Genomic DNA, 23,106 nt, shown 5'->3' with positions numbered 1-23,106 from the left:
GACGCGTCATCCTTTTCAGGGCATCCGTTTAGTTTACCTGTTTATGATAGCACAACGAAATTTTACAGCCAATGTCACCAGAGCGGTCTACGGCTCGGAACATTGATCGACACGCGAAACCGGCCATCGCGCTCCTCGACTTCCATCCGTCCTCTCATCCGCTCCACGAGACGCGCGACAATCTGCAACCCGACACCGCGCTCCGGCGCCGGCTTGGCCTCTTGGTTCCCAAGCGTCGCTACGTTCTCGATGACAAAGTACACCCGTCTCCCCTCCTCGTACAACTCCCAAGTGGCCTCGGTATGTTCGGCGGCGTGATCGACCACGTTTTTGAACAGCGTACTCGCCAGTCGCTCCCACGCGGGCGGCGAGGTCTCGACGAACAGGCCTGGTTCCGCCCTTCCGACGAGATGGCAGTCTTGCAGGAGGAGGATAGCACTGTAGCGTTCGGCAGCCTCTTCGGTGATGTCCGACACAGCCACCGGTTCGGTGGGCTGGAGAAACACGCCAGAACGCAGCCTGGACAAAAAGAGCATGTCGGACACCATCCTCGAGGCCCTCTCCAACTCGTGACGCACGTCCGTGGCCGTCTGCTCGTCGACATTGCGACTCGACATCATGGCACCGACCGTCGCCAAGGGCGTCTGTAACTCGTGCGACAGCTCGAGAACCGTTTCGCGATAAGCGGTCCACGCCTGGACGGTGGGGCGCATGAGGCGGGCTGCCAGAAAGAGGTTTCCGACTAACGCGACGACAAATCCGATGCCGCCGACCGTCCACATCAAGTGCCGCGCGTGCCACAGCATCGCATCTTCTTGCGAGATCAGCGAATACATGTAGGTGTGGGCCCGCTGGTGGCCCACGGTCGTGTCGAACTCGTAGACGCGATAAGGACTCCCGTCAAAGCGAACGGTCGCAAAGTGATCCTTAAAGCTGAGCCCCGACACGACAGCGAAAGGCACTGGCGTTCGCGGCGACGCGACGACCCCACCATCCACGACCGCAAAAAAGTACACGTTTTGGCCGCGCTCGTCGCGCAGATCACCAGGATCGACCCGTACGCCGCTGAGCAAGCTCTCGAGAGCGTCGTCGACCGGGCCCGACTGCGTCACCAAATCGTTCTGCCCATCTTTGGTCAGTTCTGTTTCCAACTCGCGATAGACTGCTCCCCCCAGTACGGCTAAGAGGAGCCCGGTGCTCAAGATGAGGAGACCCGCGATGCTCAGGTACATCCGCCGAAACATGGCCCTCTACTCCTCTGGCGACAACGTGTAGCCGCGCCCTCGTATCGTCTGTACCGCTCTCTTCCAACCGATGTTCGCACACTTTTTGCGGAGAAAATAAATGTACGTATCCAGTGCACTATCGGCAACCTCCGCGTCGGGGCCCCACACGCGTGCGATGAGTTGGTCTCGAGTGAGCACCTGTCCACGGTGCCGAAAGAGACACTCCATGAGAGCGAACTCCTTGCTGGTCAATTCTAAGACCTTCCCGCGAAACTCCATACTGCGCGTGCGCGTGTGCAGTTTGGCCGGACCGCACTCAATCGTCTCACTGTCGGACAGCTCTGGCGCACGCCGGACCAAAGCGCTGACACGGGCCATCAGTTCCTCCGGTGCAAACGGCTTGCCCAAGTAATCGTCGGCACCCGCGTTCAATCCTTGCACCCGGTCCTTCGTCTCATTTTTCACGGTGAGCATGAGGATCGGCGTCTTGCAGCCACCTTCTCGCAAGTCGCTCACGACGTCGATCCCGCTGCCATCCGGCAACATATAGTCGAGAATGATACAGTCGTACGCCATGGTAAGCCCTCTATCCGTCGCATCAAACGCCGCCGCCACCGCGTCGACCTGATAGCCTCCTTGCACAAATAACGCAACCAGTTCTCGTTGTAGCTCCAGTTCATCTTCAACGACCAATAGCCGCATACGACGTCCCTCCCTTACGCTCTAATTTGACTGACGCGCCGACGGTCTTCACGAGCGCGGTGAACATGCACGCGTTCACACTTTGTCACTCGCCGAGAAATCCGAGTTTCTCCTTCGTACAGGAGATGATCGGCTTCGACATCTCGCGGGCCTTTTCCGCTCCATCGCGCAGCACTTTATCCACTTCGTCCGACTCAATGAGTTCCCGGTACCGTGCTTGGACAGGTGCGAGCCCGTCGACGACGACTTCGGCCAGCTCCTTTTTAAACGGTCCATATCCCACGCCGCGGAAGTGTTCGGTGACCTGCTCCATCGTCATGTCCGTAAAGAGGCCAAAAATCGTCATCAGGTTGCTCACCGCTGGCTTGGCGTCGACATCGTAGCGAACCTCCCTATCGGAGTCCGTGACCGCCCGGCTGATTTTCTTGCGGATGACGGCGGCATCGTCCAGGATGGCGATGTACGCACCCGCGCTCTCATCGCTCTTGCTCATCTTCTTCTCGGGGTTTTCAAGGCTCATGATCCGTCCGCCAAATTTCGGGATGTACGGCTCGGGAATGACGAACGTGTCTCCGAATCGATTGTTAAACCGCTGTGCGATATCCCTGGTCAGTTCCAAATGCTGCTTCTGGTCCTCTCCGACCGGAACCAGATCTGTGCCATACAACAAGATGTCCGCAGCCATCAGCGCAGGGTAGGTGAACAGTCCAGCTGTCACCACGTCCTTTGCGGCCGACTTGTCTTTGAACTGCGTCATGCGCCCGAGTTCACCATAGTAGGCAATACACTGTAACAGCCAGCCGAGTTCCGCGTGCGCAGGCACGTGTGATTGAATAAAGACCGTCGATTTCGACGGGTCGATGCCGGCTGCCAGATACAATGCCGCTAAGTTGCGAGAATTTTGACGGAGGTCCGCCGGCTCTTGTGGAACGGTGATGGCATGCATGTCCACGACGCAGAACAGGCAGTCCGCCTCGTGCTGCAGCCGGACGAAATTTTTCATGGCACCCAAGTAATTGCCAATCGTCAAATTGCCAGATGGTTGAATGCCAGAAAACACACGTTTCATCGTAGATTTCCCCTTCCTAACTCGTTCGTGCTCGTTCGTCCAAATGCCAGGACATAAAAAACGCGAAGCCAACTCCCCCATCTCTGGGGCGAATCACTCCGCGGTACCACCCATATTCAGTGTCATTTCTGCCACTGCACTTTACCAGTCCAACCACTGGCAACCAAGTATCGCTGGTCAAACGAGTGAGCCTACCGGAGCGCATCCGCACGCGTTCGGCCGACTGGCTCGGAGGCCCATTCCGCAGAGTGTCCGCCCACCAGGCTCCCACCGCCCCTGGCTCGCTCACGCGATGAAATGACTGTATGAACAGCCATGTATCATCACAAAGTCGGAGATATTCCCGCGTACTCTTCCTCTTCAACGCCGCTTATATGACAATGACTCCTTCCGATTATATGCCTGCCATCACGGTGATGCAACTTGGACAACGCCTGCCAGTCGGTGTCTGTCGAGCCATTCGACAGCCCTTCTGTACGCGTGGATCTCGTTTTCCTTCTTCGAGAACCCGTGGCCTTCGTCGTCAAAGACGATATACTCGATTTCGGTGCCCTGCGTTTGCAGTGCAGCTACGATTTGATCAGACTCCGCCTTGACGACGCGCGGGTCGTTGGCGCCTTGAATGACGAGCATTGGCTTGGTCATGCCCTCTAAATACGTGATGGGCGAGTCGGCGACGAACCGTTCCTTATCCTCGACCGGGTCGCCGACCCACTGCTTCATCATCGGTTTCCAGTGGTCAGGCACGGACTCGACGAACGTGAACAGGTTACACGGGCCGAAGATGTCGACACAGGCCTGGAAGTACGCTGCGTGCCGACCGTGCAGAAGCAGTGTCATATACCCGCCGTAACTGCCGCCGACCAGAAACAGCTTGTCGCGCTCTGCCCGACCGCTTTGAAGCAGCCACTCAATTCCCTCCACCATATCTAACCGTGGACCATGCCCCCAGTCCCCCTCCACCATTTTGACGAACGTCGCCCCGTAGCCGGAAGACCCGCGAAAATTGGGCGCGAACACCTGGTAGCCCGCGTAGGTGAGGTATTGAAAGAATGCCCGATAGAATTTCCGCTCAGAGGCTTGCGGCCCGCCGTGCGGCCAGACGACGGTATACCCGTTCGCGGTGGCTGGGTTGGCTGGAAAGAGCAGCGCCTCGATTTCCAGCCCGTCAAACGATGGATAGGACACCGTTTGTGCACTGGAGAGTTCCTCCTCGGCGACGCCCATGATGCGGTTGTTCGTCAGTGGCACCCAGTCGTTTTCGCCGGGTGGCAAATAAAACAAGTTGCTTGGGCTCTTGTCGCGCATGCCGAGGGCGAAAATCGTACCCCGTTTGGTGACTTCTACTTGAGAGATCACGGTAAAGGGCGAATCGATTCGCGCGGCGGCGCCCGACGTTAAGTCGTACGCGAAGAGCTCGTCTTGCACGCTGCCGCTGACCGTCAGAATCGCCCGGTGATTCGCCTTGTCCAATTGAAACGAGGTGACGTCCGAACGCTCTACTTGGAATCGTTTTTGGAACGTGCCTGTGGACGGATCAAAGGAGGCAAAATAGATGCACTCCTCGCCGAAGTTAGTCGTCAAGTACAGCGTGTCGCCGAAAAATTTCACGTCGTACGTAACGTGCACCGCCGCTTCGTCCGGTGTGAGCGATGTCACTGTTCCTTCCTGGTGCAAGTGCGTGACGTTGTAGGTATTTGCAAATACGGTAGTCGTGACAAAACGAGTTTCGTCCTCCGAGACGGCCTGGAGGTAAGTGGGCCCGTCGCTCCCTTCAAACAGGATCGTTTCGACGTCGAGATCGACATCGTAGACGTAGCCGTTGAGGAAGGAATGATTATCCTTGTCGGACACGTAGAACAGCCGTTTTCCGTCCTTCGAGATATGGGTCCCCATAAAGCGACGCCCTTGTGCCATCCGAAGTGGTTTGAGCGGGCCCCCTGTTGGCGATACCGCGTAGAGTTGGGCGTTTTCGTCGCCGTCGTGATCGAATGCCACGAGGACATAGTCCCCCGATGGCGAAAATTGAATGTCGTGCGGCAACTGCCCGCGCGCCGTCAGCGGAGCTGGATAGGGGTTCGCCAGGGGCATCGACCAAACGTCGTATTTTCCTGAAAGATTGGTACTAAAGGCAATCTGCGTTTCATCCTCGTTGACGTCAAATGCAGAGATGGCGTAAGTCCTGAAAAATTGTTCGATGTCGACGCGCTCAAACTTCAAACAAAATCCCTCCTCAAGGCATGTACGGCCGCGATTACATCCAGATGGGCGCCTCGTACGACACCATCCATATGTCAAATCTAGCACAATCATCACAATGTTCTAAGGTTCGTTCAAATATGGTGAACATACGCGATGGCTGGATCTACGAAAAAAGCCACCGGACGCGAACAGCATGTGGCTGTCCGGAGTCAGGTGGCTGGTGCAGTTACGCTGTCGCCGCTTAGAGAACCTGCACGCGTCCGCGATAAATCAAGCCGCGTTGTGGATCAAGCGTGATGGTTTCCCCGTCCTGTAAGACGTCGAGTGCCTCTTTCACGCCGACAATCACTGGCTTGCCGAGCGATACGCCGACGACCGCCGCGTGCGACGTCAATCCACCTTCGGTGGTGACAATGCCCGCAGCCTTTTCAATCGCCTGCATCACGTCCTTGTCCGTCGAGGTGGTGACGATGATGTCGCCCTCGGCGACTTTCGCGTTCAGGTCCGTAACGTCCTTGACGACGACCGCCCGACCTGTGATGGACCGCTTGCCGACGCCAGTACCTTGCACCACGGATTCAGCGATGGTATGTACCTTGAGGAAATTGGTTGTGCCAGGTTGTCCTGCTGGAAGACCGCCAATAATTAACACCAAATCCCCGCTGTTGACGTGTCCGGTGGACAGCGCCCCTTCGACGGCTGCAGAGAGTAAATCGTCCGTCGTAGTGCAGTTCTGCTCAACCACGACTGGATGAATCCCCCAGGACACGGTCAGCCGGCGAGCGATGGTGCCGGTCGGAGTGACTGCGATCACGTTCGTCAGTGGGCGATATTTCGATATCGATCGCGCCGTGTGCCCAGAAGTGGTGACGGTGATTACGGCAGACGCGTCGAGGTCTGCAGCGAGCGTCTTCACCGCGTGGCCCAAGGCATCACTAACCAGCTTTGTGCACTCCGTCTCGTGACGGGAGGCGACTTCCTGTTTGATGAGCGCCGTCTCTGCTCGCGTCGCGATTTGCGCCATCGTCCGGACCGACTCGATTGGATAGCGGCCCGCAGCCGTCTCGCCACTTAGCATAATGGCGTCCGTGCCGTCAAAGATGGCGTTTGCGACGTCGCTCGCTTCGGCTCGCGTCGGACGCGGGTTGCGCTGCATCGAGTCGAGCATCTGCGTCGCCGTGATGACGGGCTTGCCGTACTTGTTGCACAGCGAGATAATGCGCTTTTGCGCGAGTGGAACCTCCTCAGTCGGAATTTCGACGCCGAGATCTCCGCGCGCAACCATCATCCCGTCCGTGACTTCGATGATCTCGTCCAGTCTCTCCATGCCTTCCTGTGTCTCGATCTTGGAAATGATGTCCGCGTGGTAATTGTGTTCCTCGAGAATGCGTCGAACTTCAAGTACGTCGCCCGCCTTGCGAACAAATGATGCCGCAATCAAGTCTACGCCCTGTTCAATTCCGAACACGATATCGTTCTTGTCCTTTTCCGTGACGCCAGGAATCCGCAACGTCACGCCCGGAACGTTAATGCCCTTGTTGTCCTTGAGCGTCCCGCCGTTGGTCACCTTGCAGCGAATATCGTGGCCTTTGACCTCGATGACCTCGAGCCCGATAAGGCCGTCGTCGATTCGAATGGGCGCGCCTGGATAGACGTCCTCCACCAGTCCTTCGTACGAAATCCAAACGCGTTCCTTGGTTCCGATTTCGACTGGGTCTATTGTCAACGTGATGATATCGTTATCTTCCAACTCCACTGCACCGTTTTGAATCTTGCCTGTGCGAATTTTTGGACCTTTGATGTCAAGCATGATCCCGACGTGCTTGCCGACGCGTTTCGACGCCTCGCGAATGCGCCGAATGCGTTCTGCGTGTTCCTCGTATGTACCGTGAGAAAAGTTCAATCGAGCGACATCCAAGCCTTCCTCGACGAGTCGAGTCAAGACCTCGACGGATTCGCTGGCAGGTCCGATGGTAGCGACAATCTTCGTCTTTCTCATCATAAAAACCTCTCTCTTATCAGGTGTGGTGTATCGTGCAAACGGACGACGATACGAACAAAGCAAAAAGCGGAATGCCCACCACAGAGGTGGACACCGCTTCGCTACCGTTCAACGTATTCTCCCATATCCCGATATTTATCGTATCGCTCGGTCAGGAGTTCATCAATAGGCTTTTTTGCGAGTTCTCGCAAACTATCGATGATTTTTTTGCGGACCGTTTCAACCATGGCGGCTGGGTCTTTTTGCGCGCCACCTTGTGGCTCGGGAATCAACTCGTCGGCAACTCCCAAATCGATCAAATCCGGGCCAGTGATGCGCATGACCTCCGCCGCGCGAGTCCCCTGGCTACTATCTTTCCACAGGATGGCAGCCGCTGATTCAGGCGCGATGACAGAGTACCAGGCGTATTGCAAGACGTAGATTCGGTCGGTGATCCCAAGGCCCAGCGCACCGCCGCTGCCCCCCTCGCCGGTCACGAAGCAGATGGTCGGCGTTCGAAGGCCGGCCATTTCGATCAGGTTGCGCGCGATGGCCTCACTTTGACCTCGCTCCTCAGCCGACATCCCTGGATACGCGCCCGCCGTGTCGATAAAGAAGACGACAGGCCGGCCGAACTTTTCAGCCTGCCTCATCAGGCGCAGAGCCTTGCGATACCCTTCGGGGTGGGCCATTCCGAAGTTCCGATGAATATTTTCCTTCGTATCGCGACCTTTTTGGTGTCCAATAATCGTCACCGGGCGGCCGTCGATAAGCCCCACTCCACCCACGATAGATGGGTCGTCGCGAAAGTTGCGATCGCCATGTAACTCGATAAACTCGCTACAGACGCCCTTGATGTAATCAAGCGTCGTCGGACGGCCGGACTGGCGTGCAATCTGCACGCGTTGCCACGGCGTAAGCTGGCTGTACGTGTCTTCCGTCAGGGCCTGCAGGTGCTCTTCAAGTTTACGAACTTCCCCAGAAAGGTCGAGTCCGTTCTTTTCCATAAACCCCTTGAGTTCCTGTATCTTGTTCTTCAGTTCGGTGATGGGCTTTTCAAACTCTAGTTCATTCGGCATCAGCCCACCCCCGTACACCGTGAATCCGGACGAGTACGCCGAGCGCATCCCGCAGTTGCTTGCGATGGACCACTTTGTCTACCATCCCGTGCTTCAAATTAAACTCTGCCGTCTGAAAATCATCCGGCAATTTTTGGCGGATGGTCTGTTCGATGACGCGCTTTCCGGCAAATCCAAACATCGCCCCAGGTTCTGCGATGATGATGTCGCCGAGGCTGGCAAAACTCGCGCTTACCCCACCGGTGGTCGGATGCGTGATAACAGAAATAAACAAGACCTTCTCCTCGTGCATGCGACGAAGTGCAACACTCGTCTTCGCCATCTGCATGAGCGATAAAATACCTTCTTGCATCCGTGCTCCACCAGAAGCGGTAAACAGAATCAATGGCTCTTTGCGCTGTGCAGCGCGCTCCATGATACGTGTAAGCTTCTCCCCGACCGCAGACCCCATCGAGCCCATGATGAAGCTCGGGTCCATGACGGCAATCGCCACCGGAACGTCATCGATGGTCCCTTCCCCAGTCACTGCCCCTTCGGTCAGTCCGGTCGCGCTCTCGGCCTTCTCTAACTTGGATTCGTAATCGGGGAATCCAAGTGGGTTGGCCGACGCGACATTACCGTATAACTCGACGAAAGAACCCTGGTCGAGCGTAAGCGCCATCCGGGTACGTGCATCCACGCGAAAGTGGAAATTACACTCTGGACACGTATACGCATGCTTTTGAAGTTCCTTCGCCATTAAGAGATTGCCACATGCGTCACACTTTTGAACCAAGCCCTTGGGAATATCCTTTTCGACGGTCACCGGCGCGATTGGCGCTGGTTCCACTGCCTTCCCAAGCGTGGCATAGTGTCGTCGCTTGTTAAACAAATCCTTTAGCACTATTCCACCTCATTATTTAGTGAGGTTGTCCGAACTCGTTCGCACGCGAATGAGCGCCGCGTGCATTTCGAACACACTCAGAAAGAGGAATGCAAGACGTCCTTTAAGACTTCCTGCCCCTCGTCCAGTTCGGTCTCAGGGATGAGAATTTCGAACTGTTCCTTCGCCCCACGGGCTTGCCTGACTTTTACGAGGAAACCCTCTTCTGTCAACTTGTCCTTTATGTGGTCCGCCTGTCTGGCGGTGGGCGCAATATAGATGACCGTCCACATCTTCTTCGCTCCTAGGACTCGACTCGAATTCTCCTTGGCATTATAGCACGTTCACCGAGGACAAACGCACATGGCCATGCGCAATCTACGATACCACATCTCACAGTCTGAGCAAGTTGAAGCAGATTCCAAATTCTATTGTGCACCGTCCGGCCATCCGAGTGGAGACGTGTGACACGAAGCTGACCATCGGGTCAGGGCGCGTCAGTCGGCGCGTCGTTGTAGGACGACGTATGATGCTGATGCGCGATGCGCGAAGCGGCAGCTGCGGCGACGGCGGCGACTAGATCGTCTAGAAAGACATGAATTTTTGTAGGATGTGCATTCAAACGACCCACTACCCCCAACTTCGTCTTGTCTAGATAGCCAAAATTTGTAAGACCTATCGATCCGTACACGTTGGTAATCGAGAGCGCCAGGATCTCATCGACGCCATACAGCGGTTCATCTGTCTCCATGATACTTTGCAGAGGTTCGGGCAAAGCCTTCTGTTCGGCCAGTTGGTCGAGGGCCAATCCCGTGTAAAGAGCGTGTTGTACTTCCCGTTTCTCGAGGACTCTGGCCACGTTTTCGAGGCAATCCGCAAGACTTAGAGATGGATGGTACGGTTTTTGAAGTTCAAAGACAATTTGAGCGACGTCCGAAAGCTCTACGCCTCGTGCTCTGAGTCGTTCTACCACACTGACGGCCACAAGCGTTCCCCCCTGTCCTTTGAGCCTACGATGAAGGGCGGCCAGGTATGTCTATTTCACAGGGGGCGATTCAGCTGAACGACGTCGGGACTAAAGCCCCCGGGGCGCGGTAGACGAAACGACGGCATGTCGTACGGGCAGATCATTTGCGCAGGCTGACCTTGACGTTGCCCATTCCGACCACGTCCTCGAGCAGCGTCATCAGTTCTGGCGACAGGGCGATATTCCACTTGTCACCGAGCAGACGCGTCCGCCTCGTCTTGACGTCGTAGAGCGCCACTCTGACCTCGCCAGGGGAAGTCGTGAGGACCTGTTGGATTTTCTTCAAGGCCATCTTCCCTTGTTGCGTGCCGCTGCTATAGCGGATGTACAAAACCTCCTGCCCGGTTTGTGCGGACGCCTCGCGCTCACCAGAGGCGTCGAGGCTGTCCGCGTCGAGCATGAGGCCGAGTCCGGCAAACTGGCGGTATTCGTCGGCCTGGCGCTGGGCTTCCTCGAGCATTTGAGCTTTCGCCAAGGCGTCCGAATCAGCCGGAAAGAATTCATCGAATGCGCCGGCTTGCAGCAGACTGTCAAGCGCTTTGCGGTTGACGACACGGGTGTTTACGCGCTGCAAGAAGTCCCGGAGCGACGTGAAGGGCGCAGACTTTCTCGCCTCGAGAATCGCTTCTACTGCACCCTCGCCGACGTTGCGAACGGCGAGGAGCCCAGTCCGGATGTCGCCGTCTTGGTCAACCGAATATCCGCGTGCACTGGTCACCACCGACGGCGGGAGCACGGCAATCTGATGCCGTCTCGCGTCAGCCGCGTACGCCTTCATTTTGTCGGCAGACGACATGGACATGGTCATCAGCGCCGCCAAAAAATCAGGTAAATAGTGCGTGCGCAGATACGCCGTCCGGTACGCGAGCACCGCGTATGCCGCAGCGTGCGAGCGGTTAAAGCCGTAGTCGGCGAAGCGAACGATGAGATCGTAAACATCGTTGGCGGTGGCCCCATCGTATCCCTTTTTCAGACACCCCTGTACAAACCGCTCCCGCTCCTCGTCGAGCGCCTCGCGTTTCTTTTTACTCACAGCCCGCCGCAAGAGGTCCGCCTCACCCAGCGAAAATCCGGCCATCTGCGAGGCGATTTGCATGATTTGCTCTTGATAGACGATGACCCCGTACGTGTCCCGCAAGATGGGCTCGAGATCCGGGTGCGGGTAATGGATAGGCGCGCGCCCGTGCTTTGCATCACAAAACGCCGGGATATTTTCCATCGGCCCTGGGCGGTTGAGCGAGATCACAGCCACGATATCGTCCATATTTGACGGTTTGAGCTGCCGCAGGACGCGCCGCATCCCAGGCGACTCCAACTGGAAGACGCCGTTCGTGTCCGCGTTCGTCAGATTGCCGTACGTCGCTTTGTCGTCCACCGGAACCTTCCGCCAGTCTATCGCGACACCCGTTCGCCCGTTCACACTTCGCGCGCAATCGTCCATCAGCGTCAGCGTTCGCAGGCCGAGAAAATCCATTTTGACGAGCCCCAACGACTCCACTTCCGCCATCGCGTACTGCGTCACCGGGATGTCGTCCGCGCCGGGTTCGAGTGGCACCCAATCCGTCAGTGGATCCGGCGAGATCACCACACCCGCGGCGTGAACGGACGTGTGGTGCGGAAGTCCTTCGAGAAACAGCGCCGTCTCGTAGAGCCGCTTCGCGTCGCTGTCGTCGGTGACCACACGGTCGAACGCTGGCGCCTCTTGGCGCGCCTTGTCGAGCGTCATGCCCGGTACGCCAGGGACGAGCTTCGCCAGCCGGTCGACCATCGCACCGTCCATCTGCAGCATCCGACCGGCATCTCGGACCGCCGCTCGCGCGGCAAGCGTGCCAAAGGTGCCGATTTGGGCGACGCGATCCCGCCCGTACTTCTGCACGACGTACTGAATGACCTCACCTCGGCGCTCAAACTCAAAGTCGGTATCGATATCCGGCAATGACACGCGAGCGGGGTTCAAAAAGCGTTCGAACAAAAGTCGGTTGGCGACCGGATCTACGTCTGTGATCCGCAAGGCGTACGCCACGAGGCTCCCGGCCGCCGATCCGCGACCCGGGCCCGTCGAGATGCCATGCTGGTGTGCGTAGCGAATAAAGTCCGCCACGACGAGGAAGTAATCGGCGTACCCCATATCACAGATGACGCCCAGTTCATGGTCGAGTCGAGCCTGCACTTCTTCAGACAGCGCCCCGTAGCGCTGTTTGGCCCCAGCTGTGGACGCCTCGCGCAAGACCTCGCGCGGATCGCGCCCGTCCTTGGTCGGATACGACGGCATGCGCACCTGGTGCAGCGGCAGCTTAAACTTGCACATCTCTGCGATGTGCAACGTGTTATCCAAGGCTTGCGGCAACGACGCAAAGCGCTCGACCATTTCCCGCGGTGGAGCGAGATGGAACGTATCGCTGCCCCAGCGCTCCTGTGCGTTTGCGAACTCGAGTCCTGCATACGCGCGGTGGAGCGCCGCATCCCCTGCCTTCCGATAGTGTACGTCGTTGGTGGCCACCAGCGGGATGTCCTGTTGTGAAGCCGCATGGAGCAGGTGCACGTACCCCGCCTCCTCGTGCGGCAACCGGTGGTTTTGCACGTCGACGAACAGCTGACCGGATGGGCATGCCCCGGCAAACTGTGCGAGGCGGAGCGCAGCCGAAGCGTTGGCCGACCGCTCGGCGGCAAACGTGCGCAACATCGTCGACTCGCCGCCGCCGACGAGGCAGACGAGATCAGTGGAGATGGCCGCTAGCTCGGCAAGGGTCACGTAGGGCAGATGCCCTCGCGATCTCGCCATCGTGATGAGCCGCGTCAATCCGCGGTAACCGTCGAGGCTCCTCGCCAACATCACCGTCCGCTCAAGACTTGCCTGAAAGGCGTCGCGCGTTTGTGGCAGGTCATGTGGTTCGGCAAAGCACACGTCCAACTGCGCGCCGAGAATGGGCTGTACGCCAAGTTGGATGGCTTTTTGGTAAAACGGAATGGCCCCGTACATAGCGTTGGTGTCGGTCAATGCGACCGCGGGCATCTCGTAGGCGGCCACATCTTCGACGAGTTGGCCGAGGCGAAGCGTGCTTTCGCGAAGCGAGTATGCACTATGTACGTGTAGATGAACAAACTGCGCCACTCTCGTCACCTCTCTATCCACTGCGCGGTCAACAACGCCTTCGCAAACACGTCGCCCTTGTCCCGGACGACGACTTCTACCTTCGCGTATCGACGACCGAAGTCGAGTACCTGTGCCGCCGCTTCGATGCGACTGTCGACCGCCGCCGGTTTCAGTAGGTACATCGTCAAGTTCTCGATGATCACATCCACGTGCCGCATGCGCCGCAAACACACGCGCGCCGCTTCCTGAATGAGCGTCGTCAAGGCGCCGCTGGCAAGCGTTCCGCCACTGGTCGTCATGAGCGGTGTCACGTCTCCACGAATGGCGGATGTCCCGTCACCGAGAACGACCTCCTCGAAGTTCCTGAGCGTCAAGTCCTCGACCGTCTCACCGACCTGCGGTTGGCTGCTCATCGTCTGCAGCGCGCGAATGACGTCCTGTCGGCTCAGCACGCCAATCAGTCTGCGATTGTGAACGACCGGCATCAATTCGATGCCCTCCCAGACCATTCGATGGGATGCCGACGCGATGGTGGTCTTTGGGGTCACGGTGCTCGGATGGCGGGTCATCCTCGACGCCAGCCGCTCGTCGCCGCTCGCCTCGCCGATGTCGCGCGGAGTGACAATGCCGACGAGCTTTCCATCCGCATCGACAATTGGGATGCGCGCGTGCCCCGTCTGCTCGACGACGCGGTAGTAATCCCGCACTGTCTGGTTCTCACACAAGGTCGACAGCGACTGCTTTTGAACGACGTCCTCGACGTAGAGAATGTCCTTTTTGATCAGCCTGTCGTAAAGCGCGCGGTTGATCAGCTGCGCCGTCGTATAGGTGTCGTAACTGCAAGAAATGAGTGGGAGGTCGTACTCGTTTGCCAGCCGTTCCACCGTCGGCGACGCCGTGAAGCCACCGGTGATGAGCACTGCCACACCGCTTTTCAACGAAAGTCGCTGAACCTGCTCGCGGTTCCCGACGATCATCAGGCTCCCAGCGTTCAAGTAGCGCGTAATATCGTCGAATTGCATGGCGCCGATGATGAACCTGTTGAGCGATTTGTGCAGCCCGTCGCGACCGCCCAGGACCGTCCCTTCGACGATGCTGACCACTTCGGCAAAGGTCAGCCGCTCGATTTGCTGCTTTTCCTGCCGTTCGATGCGCACCGTGCCGATGCGCTCCATGGTCGTGACGAGTCCCTCGCCTTGTGCCTCTTTGATGGCACGGTAGGCGGTCCCTTCCGAGACGTCTAGCACTCTCGCAATTTTCCGGACCGAAATATGCGCCCCCGGCGCCAACGATTCGATATAATCGAGAATTTGCTGATGCTTCGTTGCCAAGTGACTTCCCCCAGCCCTGACCGTTTCAGACACGCAGTAATCGGTAATTTCATTGTACCGCATGTTTGTGAAGAATCGATCCAGCCAAACAAGTGTACACTGGTCGAGAACGGACTTTACTAGAACACCAGAGTAGGAGCGGTCGTTGTGAGAGTGAGAGATGCCACGAAACAGATGATTCACATGCGCGGCTCGGACGGCCACCCGGCCATCACTTGGACGTGGAGATTTTTGGTGGTGATTGCAGCCGACTTTATCGGCGCCGTCGCGGTCAACAACTTTCTTACGCCAGCGCACATCCTCGCGGGTGGCGTGACGGGCGTCGCCCAGTTGATTCACCATTACGTGCCGTTTATCGGACTTGGCACCATGTTCTTCATTTTCAATATCCCATTGTTTTTGATAGGCTACCGCTTCTTGGGGAAACGGTTCATCTTTCTCACGGGACTCGCGATTTTAGGGTTTTCCGTCTTTACAGACGTCGTACACCTCCATTTTAAAACCGCCCCGGACCCGCTCTTGAAGGGGCTTTACGGAGGCGTGTTGAGCGGCGTGTCGTCGGCTATCGTCATTCGTATCGGCGGGTCGATGGGCGGAACCGACATCCTGAGCCTCGTGATTCACCGCTTGACTGGACGCAGTGTGGGATCGACTGGGCTCATCATGAACGTCATCGTCCTCTTGCTGTCGATGTTCGTGTTCGGCGTGCCCGCAGCGATGTACACCCTCATCAGCATGTTTGCATCGTCACGCGTCGTGAATGCCCTGATGCACTTTCAGCAGCGCAAGACGGCGCTGATTGTCACGGCGTACCCAGAGGAAGTGGCCAAGGCCATCGGGGATCGACTGACGCGGGGCAGCACCATCATGCGCGCGTCGGGCGCGTACACGCACGCTGAGCGAGGCGTCCTGTTGTGTGCGATGACGCACCTGGAAATCGCCGACCTGAAAGAGATTGTGCTGGCGACGGACGAACACGCGTTTATGACTGTGCTCGACACCACCGAGGTCGTGGGGCGATTTCGCGAGCTCAGGCTCTAGCGGCAGACCTTGTTCGCGCCTTTCGGATAGCGTCTATGACCATTTCCAGTGTTTCACGTTTATGTCTCTCTCAAGCTGGTTAAGCTATAAAAACTAGACATTCGAACCAGTGCCACAAGATTGCATAGATTCTCGCACACGCAGGTTCGAACTGCCTGAAAGCACACCTCTAGGAGGGACGAATGTGACTCGTGTTCCACTTACACTAGTCGTTGCACTGTTCTTGATCACACTCGCCGAATGGCCGTCCGTCGCGGCATGGTCAGAGCTAACCGACGTACATCACGCTCTTGTGCACGGACTCTTCCTTGTCGCAGGGGGCTTATTCGGCCTGCAAATCGCATGGTGGACTCGCCTGTCGAGCCGCGAGGCGTGGGCCTCGCAGGAAGAGGATAGCGAGGTGAGTTCATGAATCGCTTGGCAAATCAACAGGTGATCCTCATCTACGCGTCCGCCGTTCTGGCGATGATCGTATTCCTGCCGAATCTGCTGCTTCTGGACCGAGGCGTCGGACATCTGCTCGAACATCTGGCGCTGATTGTCGCAGGTGGCGTATTCACGTTCTCCGTCGAACGTCTTCGGCAGATGGCGGTAGACCGCAAGTACTCGAGCGTGCGCCCGCAGGACTAAACGCGCTTGGCCGTCAGGCGACCGCCCAACCCGCTACGATAGCCCCCGCGGCAGGTGATAGTTTTTTCGAGGTCGACCAGATGACCCCCACAGGATTTCTAGCTCTGACGAAGAACTAGATATCATGTAAAGGAGGTGCGTCGATTGCGGAAGTCTATTCTGTTATCTGCCGTGGCGGCTGTTACGCTGGTGGGCGCAACGTGGAATTCTCATACCGCCTACGCGGATGTGCATCGACACGGCTCGCACGCGCACCGCTCGGACGATTCTCGGGTAAACCGCCAGGTCACATCAGAAGCGCATCCTCACGACAATCCGTCGAAGTCGGCCAACGGATCGAGCAATACGTCTATCTACGCGGGTGCGGACCTCAATCAAATTATCACCCAATTCCAGCAGGCGATTTCCCAGTACACACACAATGGGCCATCGAGCCACAAAAACTTCGCTCCAGGCGCAGCAGAGGCGAATGGCACCGGCTATCAGAACGGCGCGTTGCCGTCCGTCGCCATCCAAGTTGGCAATCAGTCCGCGGACGAAGGAAATCACACGCGCCCAGACCAACGTGTACAATCTCCCCCGCCCGGCCTCTTCAGCGCTCGCGGCAGCAGCCAAAGTGCACCGGGGCCATCGCAAAAACACCCGTCGTCGGCGGGCAGTACGGTACCCAAATCGAACCTATCCGCTTGCCCTTCCACACAGGAGACGACTGTGCAACTGAGTCAGTCCTTGGCCGCCTATCGCCGGGCGACAGACGCTGACGCACGCGGGCAAGCGGCCTTGAAGAGTGCGATGCAAAGCTATGTGAGCGCATTACAAACGGCGTTTTCCACGCATCAGACCTCACGAGTGCTCGTGCACCAACAGGACACGTCGCATGCGCTGCAACTGATTCAGTCCGCTCTTCGCCTACAGGGCGACAACAGCGCTTTCGAGGCGGCGCTCCAGCGAGAGGCAGACGAAAAGGACAGCGCCGCGATGGTACCCATCCTGTCCAAGATGACATCCGACGAACAGAAAAAGGCGTCAGCTTTACAGCAAGCGGCACAGCTTCTAGCCAAGGCGTCCAAGTGACGAAGTGGGGAAAAGTGTGCGCGGTAAAAAAATAGCCTGCCAGTTGTCTGGCAGGCTTTTACGCATACGCGCAACAGAATCGGGGTTTCGTAGGTACAGTGTAGAATTACGGTCTACACTACGTGAATAAGTATATCGTCTGCATGTTTTATTCTTCATGAGTCTTAGGACCTATCTTTCGACCGAATTTGTCAAAAAATTTCCCAATCGCTATCAGCTCTGAAAAAGATCAGAAGACAGATACCGTTCCCCCGTGTCTGGTGCCATACAGAGTACGCGGGCATCGCGCGGCAAGTCGCCCGCTATTTGAATGGCGAAGAAGGCGGATGCCGCACCCGAAGCGCCGACGAGAATGCCCTCTTCGGCCGCGAGCCGCCGAGCCATCGTTTGGGCCTCGCTATCGTCGATGAGCAATACTTCGTCGTAGACTTCGCGGTTCAGATTTTTCGGGACGAATCCAGGACCTGTGCCTGGGATCTTGTGCGGTCCAGGCTTCCCGCCGGAGATCACAGGTGAGCCCTTTGGTTCCACGACGTAGATCTTTAACCCTGGAATGCGCCGTTTCAGCTCTTCCCCTGTACCAGTCACCGTTCCCCCAGTGCCGGCCGTCAGTACCAACGCGTCGAGCTTCCCCTCGAAGTCCTCAAAGATTTCGAGGGCTGTCGTATGTCGATGCGCATCTGGATTGGCAGGGTTCTCAAACTGCATCGGGATGTAGCTGTGCGGCGTCTTGGCGGCAAGTACCTCCGCCTCGTCAATGGCCCCCTGCATTCTCAGGTTCGCCGGAGTCAAATGCACTTGTGCACCGTATGCCTTGAGCAACTTCACGCGCTCTTCTGTGGCGTTATCTGGCATTGTGATGATGCAACGATAGCCGCGAGCCGCGCAGACCATCGCGAGCCCAATACCCGTATTGCCAGACGTGGGCTCGATGACCGTGCTCTTCCCCGGTACGAGTTTCCCCTCTTTTTCCGCCTCTACAATCATGTTGTAAGCGGGCCTGTCCTTGACACTGCCGGCGGGATTCTTCCCCTCCAGCTTCATGTAGACGCTCGCCCCGTCTGGGCCCGGAATCCGGTTTAGGCGAACGACCGGCGTGTGACCAATGAGATCAAGAATCGAATCATATAGTGGCATATCGCATGACTCCTCGAAGATAAAATTGCGTCCAAACCTGGCTTGCGCTCTGTAGACGGACCGAAACAACGGTCGCAGAAGGATTTACTCAACCGCTCGTGGGTCGGTATGTTGAAGTAGTGTCTCCAACAGCCTCGTCGCGGCATCGTCGTCTGCGCAGACGAGCAAGATGGTGTCATCTCCGGCGATGGTGCCGAGAAGTCCGGCTTGATTCATGCTGTCGATCATGAAGCCGATAGCTTGCGCGTTGCCCGGCAACACCTTGATGACGACCAAATTCTGCGCGCGCGCCTGCGACACGAATACGTCGGCTAGTTTACGCCGAAGCGTCTCCAGCGTCACACTCGAAGCGATGACCGGAATGGCGTACTTGTACCGCCCATTCGTGCCCACGACCTTGATCAACTGCAATTCCTTGATATCTCTCGATATCGTCGCTTGCGTCACGGCAAACCCAGAATCCTCAAGCGCGCGGACCAACTCTTCCTGCGTCTCAATTTCCTGCTGACTCACCAATTCGCGAATGCGCATCAAGCGCTGTTCTTTCACGCAATACCCTCCTAAGCTGGTACAGAATGTCCATTATTTCGGAAACGCCGAAAATAGCGTGACAACATGGGTTCGATTACACTGATGATAGAGAGGAGGCCACGAGACGTGACATCGCCTCGACAGATCCTTCACGTCGATATGAATGCGTTCTACGCATCGTGCCACGCTGCACAAGAACCGGACAAATATGCGAACAAACCAACCGCAGTGGCGGGAAGTCCAGAAACTCGGCACGGCATTGTCGTCACCGCGAGCTACGAAGCGAGACGGCGCGGCGTCAAGACGACGATGACCGTTCAACAAGCCAAACGCCTTTGTCCTGACGTCGTCTTCATCCTACCGGATTTTGCCCTCTACCGCGCCTATGCCAGACGCGTGTTCGACACCATCCGGCGGTTTACACCACTCGTTGAAGTTGTGAGCATCGATGAGTGCTATGCGGACGTCACTGGCAGCCGTCAGTTCGGCGACGGGCCGATCATCGCAAAAACCATTCAAGACACGATTCGCGATGAACTTCATCTCCCCTGCTCCATCGGCGTCGCAGACTGTAAGTTTTTTGCGAAGATGGGGAGTAACCTTAAAAAACCCATGGGCATCTCCGTGGTCAACCAGACCAATTTTAAGCGCCTGCTCTGGCCGATGGCCGTCGAGGAAGTCCACGGCGTCGGCGACAAGACTGCCGCGAAGCTCCACACCGTAGGCATTCACACAATGGAGCAATTGGCGCGAGCCAGCGATAGTCTGCTCGTGCACCTGTTCGGAACGCGGGGCCTCGAGCTAAAACAGTTCGTAAACGGTCGCGACGACCGTCCTGTGTCGTCTGACCGCGCACCAGCAAAAAGTATTGGACACTCCATCACTCTACCGAATGATGTGGCTGACGTCGAATCGATGAAGCCCGTGTTGTTGAATTTATCCGATCAAGTCGGGCGGAGAATGCGCAAACACGGAGTCGCCGGGCGCGTACTGACGCTCACCATCCGATACGACAACCGCGAGACCGTCACGCGCAGGAAATCGTTTCCGTACCCGACAGATTTGACGGAACATATTTATCAGCATGCCCAATCCCTGTTACAATCGAACTGGGCAGCAGGCCGTTTGCTCCGTCTCATCGGCATTACGATGAGCGACTTCGAGCGCAAAGACGAACTTTCGCAGGTTGGACTACAAACAGACTTGTTCCACGCGCCTCGGCAACGAGCTGAATTTGAACACAACGCCCGACTTGAAAAACTGACGAAGGTAACGGATGCATTGCGAAACCGGTTTGGGGAAGATATTCTCGTCAAGGGAAGAATGCTTCAACCGGATGACAGCAATGCACTGCGCGACCATCGCACACGCGGCACATCGCTGCAAAAAGACCGGCTGTTTGAAGAGGAGTAATCAAACGTGGAATTCATGAACGGCACACTAGATCCGATTGGGACCATCATCTTGTGCGTACTTTGCGCAATTGGAGCCGTCGCCTGGGTGACGCACAACGCGAAATAATCGCCTGACGCGCCTCAACTCGCTGTTTACCCAGAAGTTCTGGCGCGCCTTTGCTAAGTATCCGGAATTCAACCGCGCAAACGCTGAACCTCGTGTCGCAGATCTCGTGACTGTGATGCCACTTCCTGCTGTTCAAGCAGGCGTTTGCGCTCTTTGTCCGCCCCAAACAGGAAATACAAATTCGCTCCCACGCAGAGTGCCACGAACAACAGCCACACCAACGTAAAGGTACCGGCTAATCCGTGCTCCAGCCTCGGCAAACGCGGAACCCCATATACGGTCAGGCCAATCAACGCACAAGTGTAGACAAACGCTTTTTGTCGGCTATTGGTAATATTGGCCACTTTCCTTCTCATATGCATGCCCCTTTCACAGGCTCTCTCTTGTCCACGTTTATGCACAACCTGTCCGCGATATGTCACGCGCATAGCAGCTCGTTTTCGCCACTGGTGCTCACTGCGTCGAAAGAGTCGGATGATACGCGCCGCGGGCGCCTGTGACTTCCGATTTTTCCCCCGCATACGGGTCGCCGCATTGATGCAAATTGTAGGGGACACCAGTCATCTAGGGAGGAGCGATACGATGAGCGTAATCGACAATTTTGACCACTGGCGCGAATTTTTGGGTGAGCACGTCGACAAAGCACAGAACATGGGGTTTAGTGAAGAGCAGATCACAAACGTGGCGTCGAAGATGGGGGAATTCTTGTCCCAGAAAGTCGACCCGAAAAACGATGAGCAGCGTTTGCTAAAAGAGATGTGGGATGCGGGCGATGAACAAGAACGCCGCACCATCGCCGGACTGATGGTCAAGATGTCCGACAAAGCACACTGATCTGACGAGGTGGGGGGAACCCCCCCCCATCTTTTTGTCATGCGTGGCTGGCACCCAAACCCCTGCCGAATGTCGCAAATCCCGGGCGACCGAGAGGTGGTGCAGTCGCCAAACCGTCAACAGCCCGGCCGTCCAGCTACACCACTATGCAACCGCCCGCACGCAGACCGATTAGAACTCAGCGGTTTCGCCGATTTTCAGTGCGATCCCGTGAATACCCTTCGCTTCGAGATCGCGAGCGAATTGATCGCCATCCTGCGCGATCAAGGGGAAGGTGTTATAGTGCATGGGAATGACCGTTTTGGCACCTGTCCACTCGGCAGCCACGAGCGCATCCTCAGGGCCCATCGTGAAATTGTCGCCAATCGGCAGCAAAGCTACATCAATGTTGTGAAGATCTCCAATGACCGTCTTCATATCGCCAAAGAGCCCAGTATCCCCAGCGTGATAAATCGTCTTGCCTCCCATGGTGATGAGGAATCCGACCGGAGGACCAACGTAGACCAACCCGTTCTCCGTCTCTATTCCGGACCCGTGGAACGCGAGGGTGACTTTCACGCTTCCAAACGGGAAGTCGTGTTTGCCGCCGATACCTAAGGGATGCACGGTCAGCCCTTTGCTCGCATAGTAGCCTGCGAGTTCGTTCGGGGCGATGATGGTAGCGTTGTTCTTGCGAGCGATAGGTTCTGCGTCGAGCACGTGATCCGCGTGACCGTGTGTCAGCAACACGTACGAAACGTCCACTTCGTCAGGGCCGATCACCGCTTTGTCGTTTCCGCTGAGAAACGGATCGATGATGATCTTATGCCCGTCGTGTTCCAGGATGAAGCAAGCTTGACCATGATATGTAACCTTCATTCCGAACGCCCCATTTCCTCGTAAATTTGCTCCAGCGAGAGTAAACTGACCTCATCGAGCAGGTCTGACAAGAGTTTCTGCACATCCATCATCAGAACTTGCAACTCCATGTCGGCTTGCAGGTAGTTCCTAGCGTGAGGGTTCAATCCGATGACTTCGCTCAATTTTTGCATTTGGGACAGGTCGTCTTCTGAGACAGTTTGTCCCATCATCTGCTGCGCTTGCAATTGAAGCTGTCGGCGCTTAAAATCCTGCACCATACGTTTTGTCGATTCGTCTTGCTCAATCGCCTGTTTTGCCTGTTTGGCGCGCAAGAATGCGTCCGATTCGCGAATGCTGCGAACGAGCTCGTGCGCTTTATCGTGTGGATTCAACGGATATCCTCCTTCCCCTCGCACTTATTATAAATCGTTGGATTTTTGAGGTACAAGGCGAGACCAAGACCGGGACATTCGCTATACTAAGGGTAACTACGGGAGGACGGCCAGGATGAACGAACGACCGACGACTGTGTATCAGGCAATTGGCGGTGCAGCGACGATGGAGAAGTTGGTAGACGCGTTTTACAATCGAGTCGAGCAAAATGCGCTCCTGCGGCCCTTGTTTCCACCGTCATTTGACGAAGTGCGCGAGCGCCAATACTGGTTTCTCACGCAGCTGTTCGGAGGCCCGAGACTGTATCAGGAGAAACGTGGACAGCCTATGCTGCGGGCTCGACACCTTCCGTTTCCAATCACGGAAAAACACGCACAGGCGTGGCTATCCTGCATGTACGAGGCCATGGTCGAAGCGGAAATCACAGAGCCGGCTCGGGAAGCGATGCTGCAGCGATTGACCATGACCGCTTATCATATGGTAAACACAGAGATCGATACCGATGCGTAAATCGAGGCGAAGCATGGGCGAT

The 23,106-nt window shown here is 56.8% G+C and carries 23 protein-coding genes; 7 read left to right on the top strand and 16 right to left on the bottom strand.

All coding sequences use genetic code 11. From position 1 onward, the window contains the following. Positions 1 to 74 precede the first annotated feature (74 nt). From NZD89_RS05565 to NZD89_RS05515, 11 genes are all read right to left on the bottom strand, one after another. The gene (locus NZD89_RS05565; protein WP_268006772.1) at positions 75 to 1,244 is read right to left on the bottom strand and encodes a sensor histidine kinase; all 1,170 of its coding nucleotides are present in this window, start codon (positions 1,242 to 1,244) and stop codon (positions 75 to 77) included. Positions 1,245 to 1,250: 6 nt separating this feature from the next. Next, positions 1,251 to 1,928: a response regulator transcription factor gene (locus tag NZD89_RS05560; RefSeq protein ID WP_268006771.1), complete on the bottom strand. Its 678-nt coding sequence runs from the start codon at positions 1,926 to 1,928 to the stop codon at positions 1,251 to 1,253. A gap of 85 nt (positions 1,929 to 2,013) precedes the next feature. Further along, positions 2,014 to 2,997 (bottom strand): tryptophan--tRNA ligase, encoded by a 984-nt coding sequence (gene trpS, locus NZD89_RS05555; protein ID WP_268006770.1) that lies wholly within the window; start codon positions 2,995 to 2,997, stop codon positions 2,014 to 2,016. 408 nt (positions 2,998 to 3,405) lie between these two features. Continuing rightward, positions 3,406 to 5,217 carry a S9 family peptidase gene (locus NZD89_RS05550; protein WP_268006769.1) on the bottom strand — a complete coding sequence of 604 codons (1,812 nt, stop codon included), beginning with the start codon at positions 5,215 to 5,217 and terminating at the stop codon, positions 3,406 to 3,408. Positions 5,218 to 5,440: 223 nt separating this feature from the next. Next, a complete protein-coding gene (gene pyk, locus NZD89_RS05545; RefSeq protein WP_268006768.1) occupies positions 5,441 to 7,198 on the bottom strand; it encodes a pyruvate kinase in 1,758 nt (585 codons plus the stop codon). A gap of 104 nt (positions 7,199 to 7,302) precedes the next feature. Continuing rightward, the gene (locus NZD89_RS05540; RefSeq protein WP_268006767.1) at positions 7,303 to 8,259 is read right to left on the bottom strand and encodes an acetyl-CoA carboxylase carboxyltransferase subunit alpha; all 957 of its coding nucleotides are present in this window, start codon (positions 8,257 to 8,259) and stop codon (positions 7,303 to 7,305) included. Beyond that, a complete protein-coding gene (gene accD, locus NZD89_RS05535; protein ID WP_268006766.1) occupies positions 8,249 to 9,142 on the bottom strand; it encodes an acetyl-CoA carboxylase, carboxyltransferase subunit beta in 894 nt (297 codons plus the stop codon). The genes NZD89_RS05540 and accD overlap by 11 nt, the downstream gene beginning before the upstream one ends. A 77-nt stretch (positions 9,143 to 9,219) precedes the next feature. Beyond that, positions 9,220 to 9,414, bottom strand: a complete 195-nt coding sequence (locus NZD89_RS05530) for a glutamate decarboxylase (protein WP_268006765.1) — start codon at positions 9,412 to 9,414, stop codon at positions 9,220 to 9,222. 194 nt (positions 9,415 to 9,608) lie between these two features. Next, positions 9,609 to 10,106: a phosphatidylglycerophosphatase A family protein gene (locus NZD89_RS05525; RefSeq protein WP_268006764.1), complete on the bottom strand. Its 498-nt coding sequence runs from the start codon at positions 10,104 to 10,106 to the stop codon at positions 9,609 to 9,611. A gap of 142 nt (positions 10,107 to 10,248) precedes the next feature. Continuing rightward, positions 10,249 to 13,260: a DNA polymerase III subunit alpha gene (dnaE, locus tag NZD89_RS05520; RefSeq protein ID WP_268006763.1), complete on the bottom strand. Its 3,012-nt coding sequence runs from the start codon at positions 13,258 to 13,260 to the stop codon at positions 10,249 to 10,251. Positions 13,261 to 13,265: 5 nt separating this feature from the next. Continuing rightward, positions 13,266 to 14,573 (bottom strand): DRTGG domain-containing protein, encoded by a 1,308-nt coding sequence (locus NZD89_RS05515; RefSeq protein WP_268006762.1) that lies wholly within the window; start codon positions 14,571 to 14,573, stop codon positions 13,266 to 13,268. Positions 14,574 to 14,720: 147 nt separating this feature from the next. On the opposite strand from NZD89_RS05515, the gene NZD89_RS05510 reads away from it, so the two are divergent. The 4 genes from NZD89_RS05510 to NZD89_RS05495 all read left to right on the top strand — a co-directional run bounded on the left by NZD89_RS05510 (position 14,721) and on the right by NZD89_RS05495 (position 17,318). Next, entirely contained in the window at positions 14,721 to 15,614 is an 894-nt protein-coding gene (locus tag NZD89_RS05510) for a YitT family protein (protein WP_268006761.1), read from the top strand. Positions 15,615 to 15,798: 184 nt separating this feature from the next. Beyond that, complete coding sequence (locus NZD89_RS05505) at positions 15,799 to 16,026, top strand: hypothetical protein (protein ID WP_268006760.1); 228 nt, start codon at positions 15,799 to 15,801, stop codon at positions 16,024 to 16,026. Beyond that, positions 16,023 to 16,244: a hypothetical protein gene (locus NZD89_RS05500; RefSeq protein ID WP_268006759.1), complete on the top strand. Its 222-nt coding sequence runs from the start codon at positions 16,023 to 16,025 to the stop codon at positions 16,242 to 16,244. The genes NZD89_RS05505 and NZD89_RS05500 overlap by 4 nt, the downstream gene beginning before the upstream one ends. Before the next feature lie 144 nt (positions 16,245 to 16,388). Further along, complete coding sequence (locus NZD89_RS05495; RefSeq protein ID WP_268006758.1) at positions 16,389 to 17,318, top strand: hypothetical protein; 930 nt, start codon at positions 16,389 to 16,391, stop codon at positions 17,316 to 17,318. Positions 17,319 to 17,531: 213 nt separating this feature from the next. Here NZD89_RS05495 and cysK read toward each other — a convergent pair whose 3' ends face one another. Together cysK and argR are read right to left on the bottom strand one after the other, a co-directional pair. Continuing rightward, positions 17,532 to 18,455 carry a cysteine synthase A gene (gene cysK / locus NZD89_RS05490; RefSeq protein ID WP_268006757.1) on the bottom strand — a complete coding sequence of 308 codons (924 nt, stop codon included), beginning with the start codon at positions 18,453 to 18,455 and terminating at the stop codon, positions 17,532 to 17,534. A gap of 84 nt (positions 18,456 to 18,539) precedes the next feature. Continuing rightward, positions 18,540 to 19,004, bottom strand: a complete 465-nt coding sequence (gene argR, locus NZD89_RS05485) for an arginine repressor (RefSeq protein ID WP_268006756.1) — start codon at positions 19,002 to 19,004, stop codon at positions 18,540 to 18,542. Positions 19,005 to 19,112: 108 nt separating this feature from the next. Between argR and NZD89_RS05480 the strand changes: the two genes are divergently transcribed. Beyond that, positions 19,113 to 20,399 (top strand): DNA polymerase IV, encoded by a 1,287-nt coding sequence (locus tag NZD89_RS05480; protein ID WP_268006755.1) that lies wholly within the window; start codon positions 19,113 to 19,115, stop codon positions 20,397 to 20,399. Positions 20,400 to 20,575: 176 nt separating this feature from the next. Here NZD89_RS05480 and NZD89_RS05475 read toward each other — a convergent pair whose 3' ends face one another. After that, positions 20,576 to 20,863: a hypothetical protein gene (locus NZD89_RS05475; protein ID WP_268006754.1), complete on the bottom strand. Its 288-nt coding sequence runs from the start codon at positions 20,861 to 20,863 to the stop codon at positions 20,576 to 20,578. Between the two features lie 226 nt (positions 20,864 to 21,089). Here NZD89_RS05475 and NZD89_RS05470 point away from each other — a divergent pair, with 226 nt between their 5' ends. Then, entirely contained in the window at positions 21,090 to 21,341 is a 252-nt protein-coding gene (locus NZD89_RS05470) for a DUF3243 domain-containing protein (protein WP_268006753.1), read from the top strand. A gap of 171 nt (positions 21,342 to 21,512) precedes the next feature. Here the strand turns inward: NZD89_RS05470 and NZD89_RS05465 are convergent, their stop codons facing one another. Together NZD89_RS05465 and NZD89_RS05460 are read right to left on the bottom strand one after the other, a co-directional pair. Then, the gene (locus tag NZD89_RS05465) at positions 21,513 to 22,199 is read right to left on the bottom strand and encodes a metal-dependent hydrolase (protein ID WP_268006752.1); all 687 of its coding nucleotides are present in this window, start codon (positions 22,197 to 22,199) and stop codon (positions 21,513 to 21,515) included. Continuing rightward, a complete protein-coding gene (locus tag NZD89_RS05460; protein WP_268006751.1) occupies positions 22,196 to 22,573 on the bottom strand; it encodes a YlbF/YmcA family competence regulator in 378 nt (125 codons plus the stop codon). Before NZD89_RS05460 ends, NZD89_RS05465 begins: the two co-directional genes overlap by 4 nt. A gap of 115 nt (positions 22,574 to 22,688) precedes the next feature. Between NZD89_RS05460 and NZD89_RS05455 the strand changes: the two genes are divergently transcribed. Then, positions 22,689 to 23,084, top strand: a complete 396-nt coding sequence (locus tag NZD89_RS05455; RefSeq protein WP_268006750.1) for a globin domain-containing protein — start codon at positions 22,689 to 22,691, stop codon at positions 23,082 to 23,084. The last annotated feature ends 22 nt before the right edge of the window (positions 23,085 to 23,106 follow it).

It is taken from the genome of Alicyclobacillus fastidiosus (genome assembly GCF_026651875.1).
Classification (GTDB): Bacteria; Bacillota; Bacilli; order Alicyclobacillales; family Alicyclobacillaceae; genus Alicyclobacillus; species Alicyclobacillus fastidiosus.
This window is presented reverse-complemented; position numbering and strand designations above follow the sequence as displayed.

What these genes read in the sequence shown, in the direction of transcription:
- NZD89_RS05565 (WP_268006772.1), bottom strand. Translation starts at nt 1,244, where the DNA reads ATGTTTCGGCGGATGTACCTGAGCATCGCGGGTCTCCTCATCTTGAGC.
- NZD89_RS05560 (WP_268006771.1), bottom strand. Translation starts at nt 1,928, where the DNA reads ATGCGGCTATTGGTCGTTGAAGATGAACTGGAGCTACAACGAGAACTG.
- trpS (WP_268006770.1), bottom strand. Translation starts at nt 2,997, where the DNA reads ATGAAACGTGTGTTTTCTGGCATTCAACCATCTGGCAATTTGACGATT.
- pyk (WP_268006768.1), bottom strand. Translation starts at nt 7,198, where the DNA reads ATGAGAAAGACGAAGATTGTCGCTACCATCGGACCTGCCAGCGAATCC.
- NZD89_RS05540 (WP_268006767.1), bottom strand. Translation starts at nt 8,259, where the DNA reads ATGCCGAATGAACTAGAGTTTGAAAAGCCCATCACCGAACTGAAGAAC.
- NZD89_RS05530 (WP_268006765.1), bottom strand. Translation starts at nt 9,414, where the DNA reads ATGTGGACGGTCATCTATATTGCGCCCACCGCCAGACAGGCGGACCAC.
- NZD89_RS05500 (WP_268006759.1), top strand. Translation starts at nt 16,023, where the DNA reads ATGAATCGCTTGGCAAATCAACAGGTGATCCTCATCTACGCGTCCGCC.
- cysK (WP_268006757.1), bottom strand. Translation starts at nt 18,455, where the DNA reads ATGCCACTATATGATTCGATTCTTGATCTCATTGGTCACACGCCGGTC.
- NZD89_RS05475 (WP_268006754.1), bottom strand. Translation starts at nt 20,863, where the DNA reads ATGAGAAGGAAAGTGGCCAATATTACCAATAGCCGACAAAAAGCGTTT.
- NZD89_RS05470 (WP_268006753.1), top strand. Translation starts at nt 21,090, where the DNA reads ATGAGCGTAATCGACAATTTTGACCACTGGCGCGAATTTTTGGGTGAG.
- NZD89_RS05465 (WP_268006752.1), bottom strand. Translation starts at nt 22,199, where the DNA reads ATGAAGGTTACATATCATGGTCAAGCTTGCTTCATCCTGGAACACGAC.
- NZD89_RS05455 (WP_268006750.1), top strand. Translation starts at nt 22,689, where the DNA reads ATGAACGAACGACCGACGACTGTGTATCAGGCAATTGGCGGTGCAGCG.